The organism is Aeromonas sp. DNRA1 (genome assembly GCF_963888745.1).
Taxonomy (GTDB): domain Bacteria; phylum Pseudomonadota; class Gammaproteobacteria; order Enterobacterales; family Aeromonadaceae; genus Aeromonas; species Aeromonas hydrophila.
Genome location: NZ_CAWPKQ010000001.1, coordinates 524,220 through 541,618, shown reverse-complemented (window position 1 = coordinate 541,618; position 17,399 = coordinate 524,220). Strand labels below are relative to the sequence as shown.

Below are 17,399 nucleotides of genomic sequence, written 5' to 3'. Positions count from 1 at the left end.
GCGTGTCTGTCAGGCGGCTCTGTGATAGGCCGATGGCTCGAACAGCGCCTTGTTGGCAACCAGGTCGATGGGATCAAAATCATCGACGTTGATGGTGCGCAGGCGACTCTCTTCGGCGCGGCGCAGCAGGTCCGCTTCGGTCTGGTTGAGTACTCCCTGCGCCAGGCCGATCTCTGCCACCTTGTCCAGTTGCATAAACGGACGCTTGATGCCGTCAGCCTTGCATACTTTCTCAAACAGCGGTTCGGCAGAGAGTACGTCGTCCAGCGCCTGCTCCAGTAGGCCGAAGGGGTTGCCCTCTTCGCGGGTGAGATACTGCCCCTGGGCCAGACGGCTGCGGGTTTCGCTCGGGGTCTGCAACAGGCGGGCGACCTGGCTGTCCAGCTTGTCGCTCGGGCGTTTCAGGTCGCGACCCAGCGGCAGCACGATGACGCGCAGGGCCAAGCCAATCCAGCGATTCGGGAAGTTGCGCAGCAACTCGTCGATGGCTTCCTGCGCCTTGAACAGGGCATCTTGCAGCGCCCAGTGCAGCAGCGGCAGGTCGGCGTGCTGACGCCCCTCATCCTGATAGCGCTTGAGGGCGCTGGAGGCCAGATAGAGCTGGCTCAGCACGTCGCCAAGACGGGCGGAGACCCGCTCCTTGCGCTTGAGCTCGCCACCCAGGGTGCCCATCGCCATGTCTGACAGGAAGGCCAGGTTGGCAGAGAGGCGGGAGAGCTGCTGGTAGTAGCCCTTGGTCTGATCCTTGAACGGCGCGGTGGCAAAGCGAGCACCGGTTAACCCTAACCAGAAGCTGCGCACCAGATTGCTGATGGCAAAGCCGACGTGGCTGAACATCGCCTTGTCGAAGTCCTTGAGGGCCTGTTCCTGATCCGGATGGCTGGCGGCCAGCATCTCCGGCAGCACGTATGGGTGGCAGCGGATGGCGCCCTGACCGTAGATGATCATGCTGCGGGTCAGGATGTTGGCCCCTTCCACCGTGACGGCGATGGGGGCACCCTGATAGCCGCGGGCCAGATAGTTGTTGGGGCCCATGCAGATCGCCTTGCCGCCGTGGATGTCCATGGCATCGATGATGCACTTCTGGGCGCGGTCGGTGAGGTGGTATTTGACGATGGCGGAGATGACCGAGGGTTTCTCGCCCAGGTCGATGCCGGTCACGGTCAGGTTGGCGGCGGCCCCCATGATGTAGGCGTTGCCACCGAGACGGGCCAGCGGCTCTTCAATCCCTTCCATCTTGCCGATGGGCAGCTTGAACTGGCGACGGATCCGGCTGTAGGCGCCGGTCGCCAAGGCCAGCATCTTGACACCGCCGGTGCTGTTGGAGGGCAGGGTGATGCCGCGCCCGACCGAGAGGCACTCCACCAGCATGCGCCAGCCCTGACCGGCCATGGCCGGGCCGCCGATGATGAAGTCGAGCGGGACGAACACGTCCTTGCCGCGGGTCGGGCCGTTCTGGAACGGTACGTTGAGCGGGAAGTGGCGGCGACCGATCTCGACTCCCTTGATGTGGGTCGGAATGAGGGCGCAGGTGATGCCGAGCTCTTCTTCGTCACCCAGCAGGTGATCCGGGTCGCGCAGTTTGAAGGCCAGACCCAGCACGGTTGCGATAGGGGCCAGGGTGATGTAGCGCTTGTTCCAGGTGAGGCGCATGCCGAGCACCTCTTCCCCTTCCCATTCCCCCTTGGCGATGATGCCGAAGTCGGGGATGGAGCCGGCGTCGGAACCCGCTTCCGGACTGGTGAGGGCGAAGCAGGGGATCTCCTTGCCTACCGCCAGACGGGGCAGGTAGTAATCCTTCTGCTCGTCGGTGCCATAGTGTTGCAGCAGCTCACCCGGGCCCAGCGAGTTGGGTACGCCGACGGTGGAGGCCAGGACGGCGCTGGCGCCGCACAACTTTTGCAGCACGCAGGATTGGGCATAGGCGGAGAATTCCAGCCCGCCATATTTCTTCTTGATGATCATGGCGAAGAACTTGTGGTCCTTCAGGTATTGCCACACTTCGGGAGAGAGGTCGGCTCGCTCGTGGGTCACTTCCCAGTCGTTGACCATGCGGCACACTTCTTCAACCGGACCGTCCATAAACGCCTGCTCTTCGGCAGACAGCGTACTGACCGGAATGGCGTGCAGCTTCTTCCAGTTCGGGTTGCCGGCAAACAGGTCTGCTTCCCACCAGGTGGTGCCCGCTTCAATGGCCTCTTTTTCGGTGCGGGACATCTCCGGCATGATGGATTTGTAGAGTTTGAACAGCGGTTTGGTCAGCTGGTTGCGACGAAAATCCACCAGGTTCAGGGGGATGGCGATCACGGCAAACAGCGCCCAGACCAGCAGGGGAACGTGGCCATAGAGGGTGCCGACAATCAGGGCTGCCGCCGTGGCAAGCGTGGAGGTGAACAGAGACGCCCGGCGATAAGCCATGGCGCCGATCACCAGGATCACTCCGAGTAGAGTGAGGGTCGTCGTCATTTTTCGCTCCTTGCATGAGTTGCCGAAGTTGGGTGAATATGGTTGAACTGATCCAGAGGTCTGACCTGTTGGATATGGTCCCTGTTGTAATTGATACGCACAAACTTATCAAGCTGTTTACAAGCTTGTTACCTTGGCTCTGTGATCGGCATAACGTCCTGCAGAGGGCTCTTGACGGGCAGGGGGCGACTCCGGGATTGGCTTGTGCGACAATGGCGCGGCCCATATTTTGGAAGAGACATCATGTACCAAGAACTGATCCGCAATGAATTGACCGAAGCTGCCAGCGTGCTCCAGGCGTTCCTGGCAGATGAGCAAAATCTCAAGGACATCGAAGCGGCCGCCAAGCTGCTCGCTGACTCCTTCAAGCAGGAAGGCAAGGTACTCTCCTGTGGCAACGGTGGCTCCCACTGCGACGCCATGCACTTTGCCGAAGAGCTGACCGGCCGTTATCGCGAGAACCGCCCCGGTTATGCCGGTATCGCCATCTCCGATCCCAGCCACCTCTCCTGTGTGTCCAACGACTTTGGCTATGACTATGTCTTCTCTCGCTACGTAGAGGCAGTCGGCCGTCGCGGTGACGTGCTGCTCGGCATCTCCACCAGCGGCAACTCCGGCAATATCCTGAAAGCCATCGAGGCTGCCCATGCCAAAGGCATGAAGGTGATTGCGCTGACCGGCAAGGACGGCGGCAAGATGGCCGGCCTGGCCGATGTCGAGATCCGGGTGCCGCACTTTGGTTACGCCGACCGTATTCAGGAAGTGCACATCAAGGTGATCCACATCCTGATCCAGCTGGTTGAAAAAGAGATGGCCAAGTAAGGCAGGGGTCTCGAGCCGGGATAGTCGTGCCTTGTCTGGCCGTATCCCGGCGGGATCTTGCGCAAGCGGCCGGTGTCAGCGCAGGCTGAGCCGGCCGATTGGCAATGAGATGGTCAAGTAAGCAAGGAGCCCGCAGCCTATGTGCGAACTGCTCGGCATGAGTGCCAATGTGCCGACCGATATCTGCTTCAGCTTCACCGGCCTGATGCTGCGCGGCGGCAAGACCGGGCCTCACAAGGATGGCTGGGGCATCACTTTTTACGAAGGGAAAGGCTTTCGTACCTTCAAGGATCCCGAGCCCAGCGCCCAGTCGCCGATTGCCAGGCTGGTGCAGGCGCTGCCCATCAAGAGCCGCGCCGTGGTCAGCCATATTCGGCAGGCCAACCGCGGCTGCGTCTCGCTGGAGAATACCCACCCCTTTACCCGCGAGCTGTGGGGTCGTTACTGGACCTTTGCCCACAATGGCCAGTTGACGGGTTACAAAGGGTTGGCCACTGGCCGCCATCGACCGGTGGGCGACACCGACAGCGAACATGCCTTCTGCTGGCTGCTCGATCGGCTGGAACAGAAATATCCCCGACGCCCTGCCAACTTCCCCGCCATGTTTCGCTACCTGGCGACCCTGTGCGACGAGCTGTGCGGCCTGGGGGTATTCAACATGTTGCTGTCGGATGGGGAATTCGTGATGGCCTACTGCAGCAACAACCTCTACTGGTTGACCCGGCGAGCTCCGTTCGGGGAGGCCCGTCTGCTGGATGAAGATGTCGCCATCGACTTTCAGAGCGAGACGACACCGGACGATGTGGTGACCCTGATTGCGACCCGACCGCTGACTGGTAATGAAAGCTGGGTAAAAATGGCGCCGGGCGAGTTCAGTCTGTTTCGACTGGGCGAGCGGGTTGGTGCCAATCAGCTGTGATCCTCGGCTGATCCAGAGATAAAAAAATACCAGGGTAGAATCCTACCCTGGTTCTTCGCAGCAGCCATACAGGCAAAAGGGATGAGAGAGGTGTTGCTGAGTCGCATCATTCTCACGGCTGCCATTGTTATTCAATTGTTAATTTAATGGCAACATTTATGTTGCAATTCAACCATCTATTGTCTGGTTAGGCGATCCTGATCACGCTTTTCTCATTCACGTCCCGTTTGAGAGCGATCTTCTGACGGCGATGAAGCGTGACTGAGCCGTGCCGGGCATCTATAGTATGGTCTGTTTGAATACCATCAGGAGGATGACGGAATGGAGTGGCTGGATCAGAAGGTGTTGCGACAGCTGGCGGAAGATATTGGCCAGGAGATGATGCCGGTGGTGATCTCGGTCTTCATCGAAGAGGTGGGGGAACAGCTTGCCCAGCTGCGCCCGCTCTATGAACAGCAGGACTGGCCCGCATTGGCCCGGCTTGCTCACAGCATGAAGTCCTCCTGTGGCAGCTATGGTGCCCAGCTCAGCTACCAGCAGGTGATGGCGCTGGAACAAGCCTGCAAACATGAAGATGGCGAGCAAGTCGCCCGTCTGCTGACCGAGCTGGAGCAATCCCTGCCCCAGGTGCTCTCCCACCTCGCCAACTATCACTGAGTCCCTGCAGCCGGCGCATCGGCGCCGGACTTGCCATCCTCTACCCGCCCTTTAGCGTTGATTGACCAGTTGCTGGATAACCCTGTCCAGTGCAAGCTTCAATTTCAGGCGATCGTGCCGATGGGGGAGGGCGGCCTCACCCAGCTCGGCCAGGATCAATCGGCCAGCCAGCTCTGCCGGATATTCCCCCGCGGGGGCCAGAATGGCATCAACCCGACCCGCTCCGACCCGTGATTCCAGCCAGCGCCATTGGTTGTGCAGGCTGAGCTGGCTGGCAGGGCCGTTTTCGGCGACCAGATTGCAGATGAACACCAGCATGGCATCGCTCTCGTTGATGGCCTGGGCCACCTCAGCCAGCAGCAGGGGCGGCATGATGGAGGTAAGAAAGCTGCCGGGGCCGAGGATGATCATGTCGGCTTGCGCCAATGCCTGCACCGCCTCGCGGGTGGCCGGTACCTCCGGGCTCAGGCTGAGGGAGAGCGGCGGGGTGTCGAGCTGATCGATGGAGACTTCCCCCAGGATCTGGTTGCCACAGGCCGTGTGGGCGCACAGGTCGGTGGGAAATTCAGACATGGGTAACAATTGTGACTCTATTTTCAGCATGTCGCTGATGAGCTTGATAGCATCAAGAGGGCGCACGCAGAGGTTGTCGAGCGCCAGCAGCATCAGATTGCCGAGGTTGTGGCCCGCCAGCTCGCCGCGACCGGCGAACCGATATTCGAACAACAGGCTGCCGATACTGGGATCGGTCACCAGTTGATTAAGGCAGTTGCGCAGATCCCCCCAGGCGATACACTCCTGGCTTTTGCGCAACCGTCCGGTAGAGCCGCCATCATCGGTGGTGGTGACGATGCCGGTCAGGCGCGATCCCAGAAACGAGAGTGAAGAGAGCACGCGGCCCATGCCGTGGCCGCCACCGATGGCGACGACCCGGTCAAAATCATTGATGTTCTTCTGCCACATGCCGTTTTCCTGTGGTTGGGTTCAATTGAGCGTGATTCTAATCGATAAGACGGGATAATTGTTTGATTAAGGTATGATTTTTGCTTACCCCCAGCATCATGAACAACTAGGAGATGGTGTTGAACTTCCTGACGGCTCACTCTCTTGAAGAGACCTCCCTGCTGGCTGCCCGGCAGGTCTGTGAGCGGCTGCTCGCTCAATCACCTCATTCCCCTTCGCTGTTACTGGTCTATTTTACTCAGGCTCACGATGCCGAGGAACTGCGCCATCACTTCAAACAGCAGTTCCCGTCGTCTCGGATGATCGGTTGCAGCTCCTGTGGCGGGGTCATGACCCAGACCGGCCATCATGCCCGCCAGGGGATCGGTCTGGCAGTGGCGGCCATTTACGACGAGAAGGGGGCCTACGGCGTGGCGGGCCAGGCGGGGGATGCAGTGGATGTGCGCCAGCTGCTGCGCAGTGCCATCGCCGATGGGGGGCGCCCCGGCGAGCTGCCCCAACTCATCTTGCTGCATGCAAGCCCGGGCCAGGAGGAGGCGATGCTGGAGAGCATCGAAGCCGAGCTGGGCACGACGGTCCCGGTCGTCGGGGGCTCCGCTGCCGACAACAGCGTCAGCGGTGACTGGCAGCTGTGCTGGGATGAGGGCAGTACCCGCGAAGGCGTCGCGCTGGCCGTGCTCTATCCCGATTGCCAGCTGGCGTTCCAGTTTCACTCCGGCTATGTCCCCACCGAATATCGCGGCACCATCACGGCCCTGTCGGGACGGGAGATCCTCACCATCGATCATGAGCCGGCAGCTGAGGTCTATGCTCGCTGGAGCGGACGGACAACCCCCTGGCCGGTGGGTCCCATCCTGCGGGAGACCACCCTGTCGCCGCTGGCCAGACAGGTTGGCACCCTGGATGACATGCCCTATTACAAGCTCTCCCACCCGGAGGCCGTGACAGAAGGTGGCGGATTGCGCCTCTTTACCGATACTCAGGTCGGGGAGCGGTTGCTGCTGATGTACAGCAGTCAGGAAGGCTTGCTGCAACGCAGTCTGAATGCAACCCGCATCGAACCCGAGTACGGCATGGCTACCGAGATGCAGCCGTTTGGCGCCCTTGTGATTTTTTGTGCTGGTTGTCGCTTGGCTCTTGGTGATAGCTTATGCCAATTTGTCGATCAATTTCATACCCGGCTGGGGGACATCCCCTTCATCACCCCGTTCACCTTCGGCGAGCAGGGCCGCCTGCCCCATGGTGAGCTGGCGCACGGCAACCTGATGGTCTCGAGCGTGATCTTCCTCGACAGCTGACATTGCGCTGGAAACAAGATGATAGGTAACACGGAACTGGAAGCCCTCGGCGACAAACTGCAGACCACCCTAGTGGAGCTGGTGCGTTGCCGGGAACGCGAGGCCAAATACCGCCAGGAGTCGCAAACCCTGTTGTGCGGGGTCGCGACGCTGGCCGATGCCCAGACGCTGGAGCAGGTGCTGGACAGCCTCATTCAGGTGCTCAAGCCCTTCATCGGCTTCGAACACGCGGATGTGGTGGCCTGGGAGGGAGAGGGCGGCATCACCCACCTCAGCACCCAGGATGGCGAAGTGGGGCGCAGCTGGCAGCTGACCCCGCTCTTCTCTCGTGCCATCGAGGGGGAGACCCTGGTCATCTATGATCCGACCCAGTTGCCGGAACTGGCGCCGCTGGCCGATGTGGCGGGCTGGGCCAGCGTCATGATGACGGGCTTGCGCGCTCCCGGTTTTTCCGGCGTGCTCATCTGCCGTCACGCCGTGATGGGGACCTTCGATCTCAAGAGCAAGGCGGCCATGCAGCGCTGCCGTCCGCTTATCTCCCAGGCGCTGGTCAACATCGCCTATCGAGCCCGTCTGCAAGAACAGGTCGAGCTGAAAACGCTGGCCCTGCAAGCGGGCGAACAGCGTTTTCGCAGCTTTGCCGGCATGGCGTCCGACTGGTTCTGGGAGACGGATACCGAGCACCGGCTGAGCTATGTATCGGCCCCCGGCCAGCAGGGGGATATGCTGGTGCATCAACCCGGCCAGAGCCTCTACGATTACGCTCATGACAGGCGCGACCCCGAATGGGGCAAGTATCGCCGGCTCATCGGTCTGCACCTGCCGGTGCGGGCGGTGCGGGCACAGGTCAGCCTGGCCAATGGGCCGCGCTGGATGGAGATCAACGCCGAGCCCTGTTTCGATTCGGCCGGCGTCTTCATCGGTTATCGCGGTACGGCACGGGATGTGGGCAACCAGATCCGCCGTGAGCAGGAGCTGGCCAGGGCGCGGGACGAAGCGGAAGCGGCCAACCGTGCCAAGTCGCAGTTTCTGGCCATGATGACCCACGAGATCCGCTCTCCCATGAACGCGGTGCTGGGCATGCTGGATCTGCTGCAACACGCCCAGCTCGAACCCCAGCAACAGACGCTGCTGGGCCATGCCACCCATGCCGCGCGTCTCTTGCAGACCATCATCGACGACGTGCTCGATTTCTCGAAGATTGAATCCCATACCCTGGAGTTTCACTGCGAAACGTTGCAGCCGGCCCAGCTTTGTCAGTCTCTCATCGAGCCGCTGCTGGCGCAGGCGGGCAGCAAGGGTATCGAGCTGCGTTGGCGGGTGGATGACGCCGTACCCGCCCAGCTGCAGGGGGACCCGGTGCGCCTCTCCCAGGTGATCAGCAACCTGCTCGGCAATGCGGTGAAGTTCACCAGTCGTGGCAGCGTATTGCTGCAACTGAGCTGGCATGAGCAGCAGTTGAGGGTCTCGGTGACCGACAGCGGGATCGGTATCTCGGCCGAGGATCAGGCGCTGCTGTTCGAACCCTTCTCTCAGGTCGACAGTTCGGCCACCCGCCGCTTCTCGGGCACCGGGCTGGGGCTGGCCATCAGCAAGCGGCTGGTGGAGTTGATGGGCGGCAGCATTCAGCTGCGCAGTGCCCCCGGTGAGGGGAGCTGCTTCTGGTTCGATTTACCGGGCATGGCGCTGCCATGCGAATGCAGCAGCCGGCCCGAGCCGGATCAGCAGCCCATTCAGGATCTGGATGTGCTGGTGGTGGAAGACAGTCCGGTCAATCAGCTGGTGGTATCGCTCATGCTGCAAAAGCTGGTGAGCCGGGTCAGAGTCGCGGCCAACGGGCTGGAGGCGCTGGCCCAGGTGGCGGAGCAACGGCCGGATCTCATCCTGATGGACATGCGGATGCCGCAGATGGATGGACTGGAGGCGACCCGGCGTCTGCGAGAACTGGGTTGTAGCGTGCCTATCGTGGCGCTGACGGCCAACGCCATGGCCGAAGACAGGGCTCGTTGCCTGGCCCAGGGGATGGATGACTTTCTGGCCAAACCGATAAGTCTGATGCGGCTGCGGGAGTGCCTGCAACGCCATTTTCGGCCCGCAGCGCCGGATCGCAGCTAAAAAAAATGGTCAACCTGGGTGGTTGACCAATTCTTCAGCAAATACTGAAGAGAGCACGGGATAAATCGGGTTGTACGATTCTATATGAAAAAGTCGTGCCAACTTTTCAGAACCAGTTTATGCGGCTTGCAGCGCGGTTATTGATTTTTATTGGGCGCTTTATTTGCAAAATGCGAAAACCTTGTTTTCATTATCGGAATATTCGCATTTTGCAATACACTTCTGACTCACTGTGCGATCAGTCGGCGCAAGAATTGACGGGCCGCTTCGCTATTTTGTTTCGCAATCAACATCTGCTTTTCATAGATCGGCATCGGCAGGATTTCGAGCCAGCGTTGGCAGAGCCAGGCCGCATCGTCAAACTGCTTGTCCGGATAAAGTTCATCCAGTTCCGGATACTGTTCAAATACTTCCCGCAGCCGGGTCACCAGCGGTTTGTCGCTGAAGTCTGAATGGGTGCTCGGCCAGTTGGGCAGGGCTTCGACTCTGGCACGGCGCAGACCCAGCTCGTCCGTTTCCATCTCGTGGATACAGAAACGTTCCATGCCGAGTACGGTGACGCCGAGCAGGCCGTCATTCAGGGTGTAAAAGTCGGTGACTTTGACCCGGGTGCCGACCGGCAGGATCCGCCCGGACTTGCCAGTCGTTGTCGCCTCTTCCATCACGATGCCGAAGCCCTGGTCATTGATGAATGACTCCTTGAGCATCTGCAGGTGGCGCGGTTCAAACAAACGCAGAGGAAGCTTGCCACCAGGCAGTATGTGGGAAGGCAAGGGGAACAGTGCCAAGGGTTGAAGTTTCATGTTCCATCCTCCATTGAGTAGTTGCTGAATAGGACAATGCAGCGACTGTGCCAGAGAATGAAAAAAGCCACCGGAAGGTGGCTTTTTGCTGGATGGGAGGGCGTTTAGTTGCGCTGCTCCAGGTACATGACAGCAGCTTCCACGCGGCTTTGCGCCTCGAGCTTCTTGAGCAGGCTCTTGACGTGTACCTTGACCGTGCCTTCGGAAATATGGAGCACGGAGGCGACCTGTTTGTTGGAGAGACCCTTTGCAATTTCGCGCAGGATTTGCATTTCGCGACGCGTTAAGCTCTCCAGCTTCTGCTGCAGGTGATCCAGTTCGTAGATGTTCTCGAGGTAGGGACGCAGCGGCTCGCTCAGGATCTGTTTGCCGGTCATCACGTCCGCCAGCTGGGCCAGCAGCATGTCTGGCTCGGTATCCTTGAGCAGGTAGCCGTCGGCGCCGGCCTTGAGCAGCGCCACCACGTCCTGACGGGCGTCGGAAACGGTCAGGATCACCACCCGGGAGGTCACTTCCTCGGTGCGCAGTGCCTTGAGGGTGTCCAGACCGGAGAGGCCTTTCATGTTGAGGTCGAGCAGGATCAGATCCGGTTCGGACTCCTTGGCCATGGCGACGGCATCGGTACCGTTGGAAGCTTCACCGACGACTTCGATGTTCTCCTCCAGGGCCAGCAGCTGCACAATCCCTTTGCGCATCAGGGGATGGTCATCCACGACCAGAACACTATATTTCATCTCGTCCATCAGGCATCTCTTGTTAGGCTGGTGGGAAAGGTCAGATGTACGCAGGTGCCTCTGGGCGGCCTTTCGCTGATGGTCAGCAGACCATGCAGCTTGCTGGCTCGCTCGTTCATGATGCTCAGGCCATAGTGGTTGACCGCCGAGCTTGCGATCCCTATTCCGACACCATCATCTGAAATCTGAACCTGGATGTTACCATCGGCGAGGGTCTCACAGCTAACATCAATCACTTGCGCACTGGCATGTTTGATGGCATTGAGCACTGCCTCACGGATCAGCTGCAAGATGTGGATGTGCTGACCGGCTTCGAGATCGGTATCGGCCAGACCGTAATGGAGCCTGATGTCGGCCTGGGTTTGCGGCTTGAGCTGCTCCAGCATCACCTTGATGGCTTCACCGAGATTGGCGTCGCCAATGCTGAGACGGAAGGTGCCGAGCAGCTCGCGCAACTGGGTATAGGCGCTGCCAAGCCCCTCGTCGATCTGCTGCATGGCGGCTTCGGCTTTGACCGTATCCCCCTTGGCGAAGGAGCGCTTGAGCAGGGTGGACTGGATTTTGAGATAGGAGAGGGCCTGGGCCAGCGAGTCGTGCAGCTCGCGGGCGATGACGGCCCGCTCTTCCATCAGCAGCAGGCGCTGCTGTTGCAGCAGGGTCTGATCCTTGTGCAGCACCTGGGCCAGCAGCATGGAGAAGTTCTTCATCAGCCGCTCGTCGATGGGGTGGCTGCTGATGACGTCGAGCCGGCCATACTCCTGCTCGTCCATCTGCAGATAGAAGCTGACCACGGCATCCAGATCGCCGGGCCAGCCCTTGCGGCCGGTGATGTAGTCCGGCATGGCATTGTGCTCGAAGCGGGTCAGCCGGATGTAGTCGATGTGCTGGTGGGCTGCCGCCCGCTCCAGCAGCTTGAGCAGGGTACGCCGGCTCAGCGGCGCCGCGTGCAGCTTCTGGGCGGTACTGTAGAGGAAAGAGAGGGTGTCGTTGGCCTGCTGCAGCTTGGCGGTCTTCTCTTCGACCTTGCTCTCTAGCTCCCGGTAGAGCTTGCCGAGTTCGTCGGCCATGGTGACGAAAGCCCCCGACAGCTCCCCCAGCTCGTTTTCGCAGTGGGGGGGCAGGGTCAGGTCGAACTCCTGGCGCTGGATCTGGCGGGCGCAATAGACCAGCTGGTTGAGCGGAGCCACCACCTGCTGGCGGGTAAAGCGCACCGTGAACCAGGCAATGGTGATGATGGAGAGCAGCCCTAGCCCTTCGGCCAGGGCCAGCATGCGCACCTTGAATTCCACGTGGTACTGCATCTGGTTGACGAAGTCGTCGATGGCCGCGACGAACTGCTCGGTGTTGTCGGTGTAGCGCTGCGGGGTGGCGTTCTCGATGTGCTCGCGCATCACCTGCCACTGTTGCAGCACCTCGCCATAGGTGCGGCGCAGGGAGGCGGGGGTGATCCAGCGCTGGGTCTCCTGCAGCTCGGCGGCATGCAGGGTATGCTCGAACTGATCGAGCCGGCTCAGCACCTGCTGGCCCTGTTCAATCTCGTAGGCCATCCGGTAGGCCTGCATCCGCAGGGAACCGGAGAGGTTGATTGCCTTGGCATCGGGCACCGAATAAAACAGGGTCACCATGGCCACCACGGCGATCAGGCTTGCCATGAACAGGATGAGCACCATGGAGCGCCCGATGGCGCTGCTGACAGAATGTACCTTGAACCACTTTCCCATGCCGGCTCTCTTCCTTCACTTCAGACAATAACCCCACAAAGTAGCATGGGAGTGTACTCCAACTTGTGCTAGCATCGAAAAACTAGATGAACTCCGAGCGGTTTTGCCTAAGTCCTCATGATAGGGGGAAACCGCCGTCAGCCGATGTTCGAGCTGTAAGGGTCAGGAAAGAAATGCCCTGGCCTCCCGTATTTGGAAAGGTGTTTATGTCCCCACTGCAAGATGGTTTTTCCCGTCGTTTCTACTATTTGCGCCTGTCGATCACCGATGTGTGCAATTTTCGCTGTACCTACTGTTTGCCGGATGGCTATCGGCCACCGGCCGGTGACAAGGCGGGGCGTCAGCCCTTTCTCTCTCTGGAAGAGATCGGCCGCGTCGTCTCCGGGTTTGCCGCCATGGGCACCCGCAAGGTGCGCCTGACCGGCGGGGAGCCCTCCCTGCGCCGGGACTTCACCGCCATCATAGAGACGGTGGCCAATACCCCCGGCATCGAGAAGGTGGCCATGACCACCAATGGTTATCGTTTGAAAGAGCGGGCCAGGGAGTGGTTCGATGCGGGTTTGACTGCCCTCAATGTCAGCGTCGACAGCCTAGATCCGCGCCAGTTTCATCAGATCACCGGTGAGAACAAGCTGGCGGAGGTGATGGATGGCATCGAAGCGGCGCTGGCCGCCGGCTTCAAGTCGGTCAAGATCAATGCCGTGCTGCTCAAGGGACTCAACGATCATCAGCTGGATGCGTTTTTGGCCTGGATCCGGCACAAGCCCATCGAACTGCGCTTCATCGAGCTGATGCAGACCGGCGAGATGGACACCCTGTTTCGGGATCATCACGCCAGCGGGGCGCTCATCAAGCAGCGTCTGCTCGATGCCGGTTGGCTGCAGCAGCTGCGCGGTGCCGACGATGGCCCCGCCCAGGTGTTCATGCACCCGGAGTCGATGGGCGGGGTAGGGCTCATCATGCCCTACAGCAAGGATTTCTGTGCCGGTTGCAACCGGCTGCGGGTCTCTTCCCTCGGCAAGCTGCACCTCTGTCTGTTCGGCGACCATGGAGTGGAGCTGCGGGATCTGTTGACGGCCGATGGCCAGCAGGATGAATTGCAGCAGCGGATCCGCAGCGCCCTTGCCGGCAAGGCGGCGACCCATCGACTGCACGAAGGCAATGCCGGCATGACCCCGCATCTGGCCTCCATCGGCGGCTGATCCACGGCAGCCGACAAAAATAGCCATCGATTAATAAGCAATCCTCAAATGGGGGTATTTTGCCTTGCCCCCATTGTTCTTTATTGCGCCAAGGGTTTGATCCAGCGCAAGAATCCCCCCTGATTATCTCCCTGGTGGTATATCCCTGAACTTGTCAGGGCCGCAATATACACCCACTCTTATAATAGGTATTGAAAATACCTGTCATGGGACTCACTCGTGCGCCACTACCAGCAGCAAGGAGCCGTTATGCCGGATGGGGTCAACCTGTCGCGTCGCAGTCTGTTTCGGGGTCGTCTGACATCGAATGAGCCTCGGGTGCAACTGCCCTGGTCCGTCGCCTGGCCCGATTTTGCCGCCGATTGCACCCGCTGTGGTGACTGCCTCACGGCTTGCCCGGAGCAGATCCTGATCAAGGGTGATGGTGGTTTTCCGAGCGTGGATTTTCTGCGCGGCGAGTGCACTTTTTGCGGGGAATGTGTCGCCGCTTGCAAAGTGCCGATATTTCGCCCGACCACGGAGGCCCCCTGGCAATACATCGCCCATATTGAAGCCAACTGTCTGGCCCATGGCCAGGTATTCTGCCAGCGCTGCCAGGACAGCTGCGAACCCAGGGCGATTCGTTTCTCCCCCGTGCTGGGCCGGGTGCCGACCCCCAGCATTGATGCGGCAGCCTGCACCGGTTGCGGTGCCTGCGTGATGGATTGCCCGGTGGGCAGCATCCGGGTGGGGGCACCCGCTGGCGAGGAGTCCAGATGAAGCAGGATCTGTGTGAAGCAGGAGTCACAATGAAACAAGAGTTCCATGTATCGAGCCTGGTGGTGCTGACCCAGCCTTCCTTGCGTCACCAGCTCGCAGACGAGATCGCGACCCTCGAGGGGGCCGAGATCCATGCCGTCAGTGATGAGGGCAAGTTGGTGGTGACTCTGGAAGGTCCGAGCCAGCGTCCCATCATGGCGGCCATCGACGCCATCAATGCGATGCCGGGTGTATTGTCCGCCGCCCTGATTTACCACCAGTTTGATGAGCTCGAGGCCCAGTGCAAGGAGTAGCGCCATGAGGCCGAGCCTGCGTGACTCATCGTAATGGCCGCCATGGATGCAAAGATAAAGCGATGCCGGGGTACGAGTTCGCCGCCCTGAGCCAAAACCAGTTCGATACACTCGACAACTTACGCGATAAGCAATGTGAGGATATGCCATGAAGCTGAGTCGACGCGACTTTATGAAGGCCAACGCGGTGGCGGCAGCCGCTGCCGTTGCTGGTGTCAGTGCCCCCACGCTGGCGGCCAATCTGATCACCAGTACCGATAAGACCGCCATCACCTGGGACAAGGCACCGTGCCGTTTCTGCGGTACCGGCTGTTCCGTGCTGGTGGGTTCCCAGAATGGGCGCGTCGTGGCGACCCAAGGCGATCCCGATGCACCGGTCAACCGCGGTCTTAACTGCATCAAGGGTTACTTCCTGTCCAAGATCATGTACGGCCAGGACAGGCTGACCCAGCCCATGCTGCGCATGACGGACGGCAAGTTCGACAAGAACGGCAACTTCGCACCCATCAGCTGGGATCAGGCCTTCGACATCATGGCCGAGAAGTTCAAGGCCACTCTCAAAGAGAAGGGACCGACCGCCGTCGGCATGTTCGGCTCCGGCCAGTGGACCGTATGGGAAGGCTATGCCGCCGCCAAGCTGATGAAGGCGGGTCTGCGTACCAACAACCTGGATCCCAATGCCCGTCACTGCATGGCTTCCGCGGTCGTGGGCTTCATGCGTACCTTCGGCATGGATGAACCCATGGGCTGCTACGACGACATCGAGCAGGCCGACGCCTTCGTGCTGTGGGGCTCCAACATGGCCGAGATGCACCCCATCCTCTGGTCGCGCATCTCCGATCGCCGTCTGTCTCACCAGGATGTGCAGGTGCACGTGCTCTCTACCTTCGAGCACCGCAGCTTCGAGCTGGCGGACAACGGCATGGTGTTCACCCCGCAGACCGATTTGGCGATCCTCAACTACATCGCCAACTACATCATCCAGAACGACAAGGTGAACTGGGAGTTCGTCAACAAGCACACCCAGTTCCGCAAAGGGGTGACCGACATCGGCTACGGCCTGCGTCCCACCAACCCGCTGCAGCAGAAGGCCAAGAACCCGGACAGCGGCGACTCCACCCCGATGAGCTTCGACGACTTCGCCAAGTTCGTGGCGGATTACGATCTGGAGTCCGTCTCCAAGCTCTCCGGCGTGCCGAAGGACAAGCTCGAGAAGCTGGCCCAGCTCTATGCCGATCCGAGCAAGAAGGTGGTCTCTTACTGGACCATGGGCTTCAACCAGCATACCCGCGGTGTCTGGGCCAACAACCTCTGCTACAACATCCACCTGTTGACCGGCAAGATCTCCACCCCGGGCTCGGGTCCGTTCTCCCTGACCGGTCAGCCCTCCGCCTGCGGTACCGCCCGTGAAGTGGGTACCTTCGCTCACCGTTTGCCGGCCGACATGGTGGTAACCGAACCCAAGCACCGCGCCATCGCCGAGAAGATCTGGAAGCTGCCGGAAGGCACCATCCCGGAGCAGGTGGGCTACCACGCCGTGCTGCAAAACCGCATGCTCAAAGACGGCAAGCTCAACGCCTACTGGGTGATGTGCAACAACAACATGCAAGCCGGCCCGAACATGAACGAAGAGGGGCTGCCCGGTTATCGCAACCCGGCCAACTTCATCGTGGTGTCCGACCCTTATCCGACCGTGACCGCCCAGGCGGCCGACCTCATCCTGCCGACCGCCATGTGGGTGGAGAAAGAGGGGGCCTACGGCAACGCCGAGCGCCGTACCCAGTTCTGGCACCAGCAGGTCAAGCCGCCGGAAGGGGCCAAGTCCGACCTGTGGCAGCTGATGGAGTTCTCCAAGCGCTTCAAGGTGGAAGAGGTGTGGCCGGCGGAACTGATCGCCAAGATGCCGGAAGTGAAGGGCAAGACCCTGTTCGACGTGCTCTATGCCAACGGCCAGGTCAACCAGTTCCCGAAAGAGCAGAGCAAGGGGGCCCTGAACGACGAGGCCGAGCACTTTGGTTTCTATGTCCAGAAGGGTCTGTTCGAAGAGTACGCCACCTTCGGTCGCGGCCATGGCCACGATCTGGCGCCGTTTGATCAGTATCACGAAGCCCGCGGCCTGCGCTGGCCGGTGGTGGACGGCAAGGAGACCCTGTGGCGTTACCGCGAAGGGTTCGACCCTTATGTGAAAGCGGGCGAAGGGGTGCGTTTCTACGGCAAGCCGGATGGCAAGGCGGTGATCTTCGCGCTGCCCTATGAGCCGGCCGCCGAGGCACCGGACAAAGAGTACGACATGTGGCTCTCCACCGGTCGCGTGCTGGAGCACTGGCACACCGGCACCATGACCCGCCGGGTCCCCGAGCTCTATCGCGCCTTCCCGGATGCGGTGCTGTTCATGCATCCGGAAGATGCCAAGGCCCGTGGTGTGCGCCGTGGTGAAGAGGTGATCGTCTCCTCCCGCCGAGGCGAGGTGAAGACCCGGGTCGAGACCCGCGGCCGCAACCGTCCGCCCAAGGGACTGGTGTTCATGCCCTTCTTCGATGCGAGCCAGTTGGTCAACAAGCTGACCCTGGACGCCACCGATCCGCTCTCCAAAGAGACGGATTACAAGAAGTGCGCCGTCAAGGTCGTCAAGGCATAAGGCGGGGGA

The 17,399-nt window shown here is 60.6% G+C and carries 14 protein-coding genes and 1 riboswitch; of the genes, 9 read left to right on the top strand and 5 right to left on the bottom strand.

Translation table 11 applies throughout. From position 1 onward, the window contains the following. Positions 1 to 9: 9 nt before the first annotated feature. Positions 10 to 2,466 carry an acyl-CoA dehydrogenase FadE gene (gene fadE / locus AACQ43_RS02445; protein ID WP_168965735.1) on the bottom strand — a complete coding sequence of 819 codons (2,457 nt, stop codon included), beginning with the start codon at positions 2,464 to 2,466 and terminating at the stop codon, positions 10 to 12. 243 nt (positions 2,467 to 2,709) lie between these two features. On the opposite strand from fadE, the gene lpcA reads away from it, so the two are divergent. The 3 genes from lpcA to AACQ43_RS02430 all read left to right on the top strand — a co-directional run bounded on the left by lpcA (position 2,710) and on the right by AACQ43_RS02430 (position 4,864). Beyond that, positions 2,710 to 3,288, top strand: coding sequence for a D-sedoheptulose 7-phosphate isomerase (lpcA, locus tag AACQ43_RS02440; RefSeq protein WP_011705469.1), 579 nt, complete (start codon positions 2,710 to 2,712; stop codon positions 3,286 to 3,288). Between the two features lie 139 nt (positions 3,289 to 3,427). Beyond that, the gene (locus AACQ43_RS02435) at positions 3,428 to 4,207 is read left to right on the top strand and encodes a class II glutamine amidotransferase (RefSeq protein WP_168965733.1); all 780 of its coding nucleotides are present in this window, start codon (positions 3,428 to 3,430) and stop codon (positions 4,205 to 4,207) included. 321 nt (positions 4,208 to 4,528) lie between these two features. Next, a complete protein-coding gene (locus tag AACQ43_RS02430; RefSeq protein ID WP_168965731.1) occupies positions 4,529 to 4,864 on the top strand; it encodes an Hpt domain-containing protein in 336 nt (111 codons plus the stop codon). 51 nt (positions 4,865 to 4,915) lie between these two features. Here the strand turns inward: AACQ43_RS02430 and AACQ43_RS02425 are convergent, their stop codons facing one another. Next, complete coding sequence (locus AACQ43_RS02425; RefSeq protein ID WP_039213739.1) at positions 4,916 to 5,827, bottom strand: gluconeogenesis factor YvcK family protein; 912 nt, start codon at positions 5,825 to 5,827, stop codon at positions 4,916 to 4,918. A gap of 113 nt (positions 5,828 to 5,940) precedes the next feature. On the opposite strand from AACQ43_RS02425, the gene AACQ43_RS02420 reads away from it, so the two are divergent. Together AACQ43_RS02420 and AACQ43_RS02415 are read left to right on the top strand one after the other, a co-directional pair. Next, a complete protein-coding gene (locus tag AACQ43_RS02420) occupies positions 5,941 to 7,125 on the top strand; it encodes an FIST signal transduction protein (RefSeq protein ID WP_168965729.1) in 1,185 nt (394 codons plus the stop codon). An 18-nt stretch (positions 7,126 to 7,143) separates the two neighbouring features. After that, positions 7,144 to 9,240, top strand: a complete 2,097-nt coding sequence (locus AACQ43_RS02415; protein ID WP_168965727.1) for an ATP-binding protein — start codon at positions 7,144 to 7,146, stop codon at positions 9,238 to 9,240. Between the two features lie 227 nt (positions 9,241 to 9,467). Here the strand turns inward: AACQ43_RS02415 and AACQ43_RS02410 are convergent, their stop codons facing one another. The 3 genes from AACQ43_RS02410 to narQ all read right to left on the bottom strand — a co-directional run bounded on the left by AACQ43_RS02410 (position 9,468) and on the right by narQ (position 12,498). Next, on the bottom strand, positions 9,468 to 10,043 hold the full coding sequence (locus AACQ43_RS02410; protein WP_017410430.1) for an LON peptidase substrate-binding domain-containing protein: 576 nt from the start codon (positions 10,041 to 10,043) through the stop codon (positions 9,468 to 9,470). Positions 10,044 to 10,147: 104 nt separating this feature from the next. Next, on the bottom strand, positions 10,148 to 10,786 hold the full coding sequence (gene narL, locus AACQ43_RS02405; protein ID WP_017410431.1) for a two-component system response regulator NarL: 639 nt from the start codon (positions 10,784 to 10,786) through the stop codon (positions 10,148 to 10,150). Continuing rightward, entirely contained in the window at positions 10,786 to 12,498 is a 1,713-nt protein-coding gene (gene narQ / locus AACQ43_RS02400) for a nitrate/nitrite two-component system sensor histidine kinase NarQ (protein WP_168965725.1), read from the bottom strand. The genes narL and narQ overlap by 1 nt, the downstream gene beginning before the upstream one ends. A gap of 79 nt (positions 12,499 to 12,577) precedes the next feature. Next, positions 12,578 to 12,717, top strand: a riboswitch (molybdenum cofactor riboswitch). Here narQ and moaA point away from each other — a divergent pair. The 4 genes from moaA (at position 12,705) to napA (ending at position 17,390) form a co-directional block, all read left to right on the top strand. Further along, complete coding sequence (gene moaA, locus AACQ43_RS02395) at positions 12,705 to 13,700, top strand: GTP 3',8-cyclase MoaA (protein WP_168965723.1); 996 nt, start codon at positions 12,705 to 12,707, stop codon at positions 13,698 to 13,700. (Overlaps the previous riboswitch by 13 nt.) Before the next feature lie 249 nt (positions 13,701 to 13,949). Next, a complete protein-coding gene (gene napF, locus AACQ43_RS02390; protein WP_146061389.1) occupies positions 13,950 to 14,459 on the top strand; it encodes a ferredoxin-type protein NapF in 510 nt (169 codons plus the stop codon). A 29-nt stretch (positions 14,460 to 14,488) separates the two neighbouring features. Then, positions 14,489 to 14,752 (top strand): chaperone NapD, encoded by a 264-nt coding sequence (locus AACQ43_RS02385; RefSeq protein ID WP_024943776.1) that lies wholly within the window; start codon positions 14,489 to 14,491, stop codon positions 14,750 to 14,752. Positions 14,753 to 14,900: 148 nt separating this feature from the next. Then, positions 14,901 to 17,390, top strand: a complete 2,490-nt coding sequence (gene napA / locus AACQ43_RS02380) for a nitrate reductase catalytic subunit NapA (protein ID WP_076359931.1) — start codon at positions 14,901 to 14,903, stop codon at positions 17,388 to 17,390. Positions 17,391 to 17,399: the final 9 nt, after the last annotated feature.

Bases quoted from the DNA above. Each gene is read 5' to 3' on its own strand.
- AACQ43_RS02410 (WP_017410430.1), bottom strand. From the start codon at position 10,043: ATGAAACTTCAACCCTTGGCACTGTTCCCCTTGCCTTCCCACATACTG.
- narL (WP_017410431.1), bottom strand. From the start codon at position 10,786: ATGGACGAGATGAAATATAGTGTTCTGGTCGTGGATGACCATCCCCTG.
- napF (WP_146061389.1), top strand. From the start codon at position 13,950: ATGCCGGATGGGGTCAACCTGTCGCGTCGCAGTCTGTTTCGGGGTCGT.
- napA (WP_076359931.1), top strand. From the start codon at position 14,901: ATGAAGCTGAGTCGACGCGACTTTATGAAGGCCAACGCGGTGGCGGCA.
- AACQ43_RS02385 (WP_024943776.1), top strand. From the start codon at position 14,489: ATGAAACAAGAGTTCCATGTATCGAGCCTGGTGGTGCTGACCCAGCCT.
- narQ (WP_168965725.1), bottom strand. From the start codon at position 12,498: ATGGGAAAGTGGTTCAAGGTACATTCTGTCAGCAGCGCCATCGGGCGC.
- AACQ43_RS02420 (WP_168965729.1), top strand. From the start codon at position 5,941: ATGGTGTTGAACTTCCTGACGGCTCACTCTCTTGAAGAGACCTCCCTG.
- AACQ43_RS02415 (WP_168965727.1), top strand. From the start codon at position 7,144: ATGATAGGTAACACGGAACTGGAAGCCCTCGGCGACAAACTGCAGACC.
- AACQ43_RS02425 (WP_039213739.1), bottom strand. From the start codon at position 5,827: ATGTGGCAGAAGAACATCAATGATTTTGACCGGGTCGTCGCCATCGGT.
- moaA (WP_168965723.1), top strand. From the start codon at position 12,705: ATGTCCCCACTGCAAGATGGTTTTTCCCGTCGTTTCTACTATTTGCGC.
- AACQ43_RS02430 (WP_168965731.1), top strand. From the start codon at position 4,529: ATGGAGTGGCTGGATCAGAAGGTGTTGCGACAGCTGGCGGAAGATATT.
- fadE (WP_168965735.1), bottom strand. From the start codon at position 2,466: ATGACGACGACCCTCACTCTACTCGGAGTGATCCTGGTGATCGGCGCC.
- AACQ43_RS02435 (WP_168965733.1), top strand. From the start codon at position 3,428: ATGTGCGAACTGCTCGGCATGAGTGCCAATGTGCCGACCGATATCTGC.
- lpcA (WP_011705469.1), top strand. From the start codon at position 2,710: ATGTACCAAGAACTGATCCGCAATGAATTGACCGAAGCTGCCAGCGTG.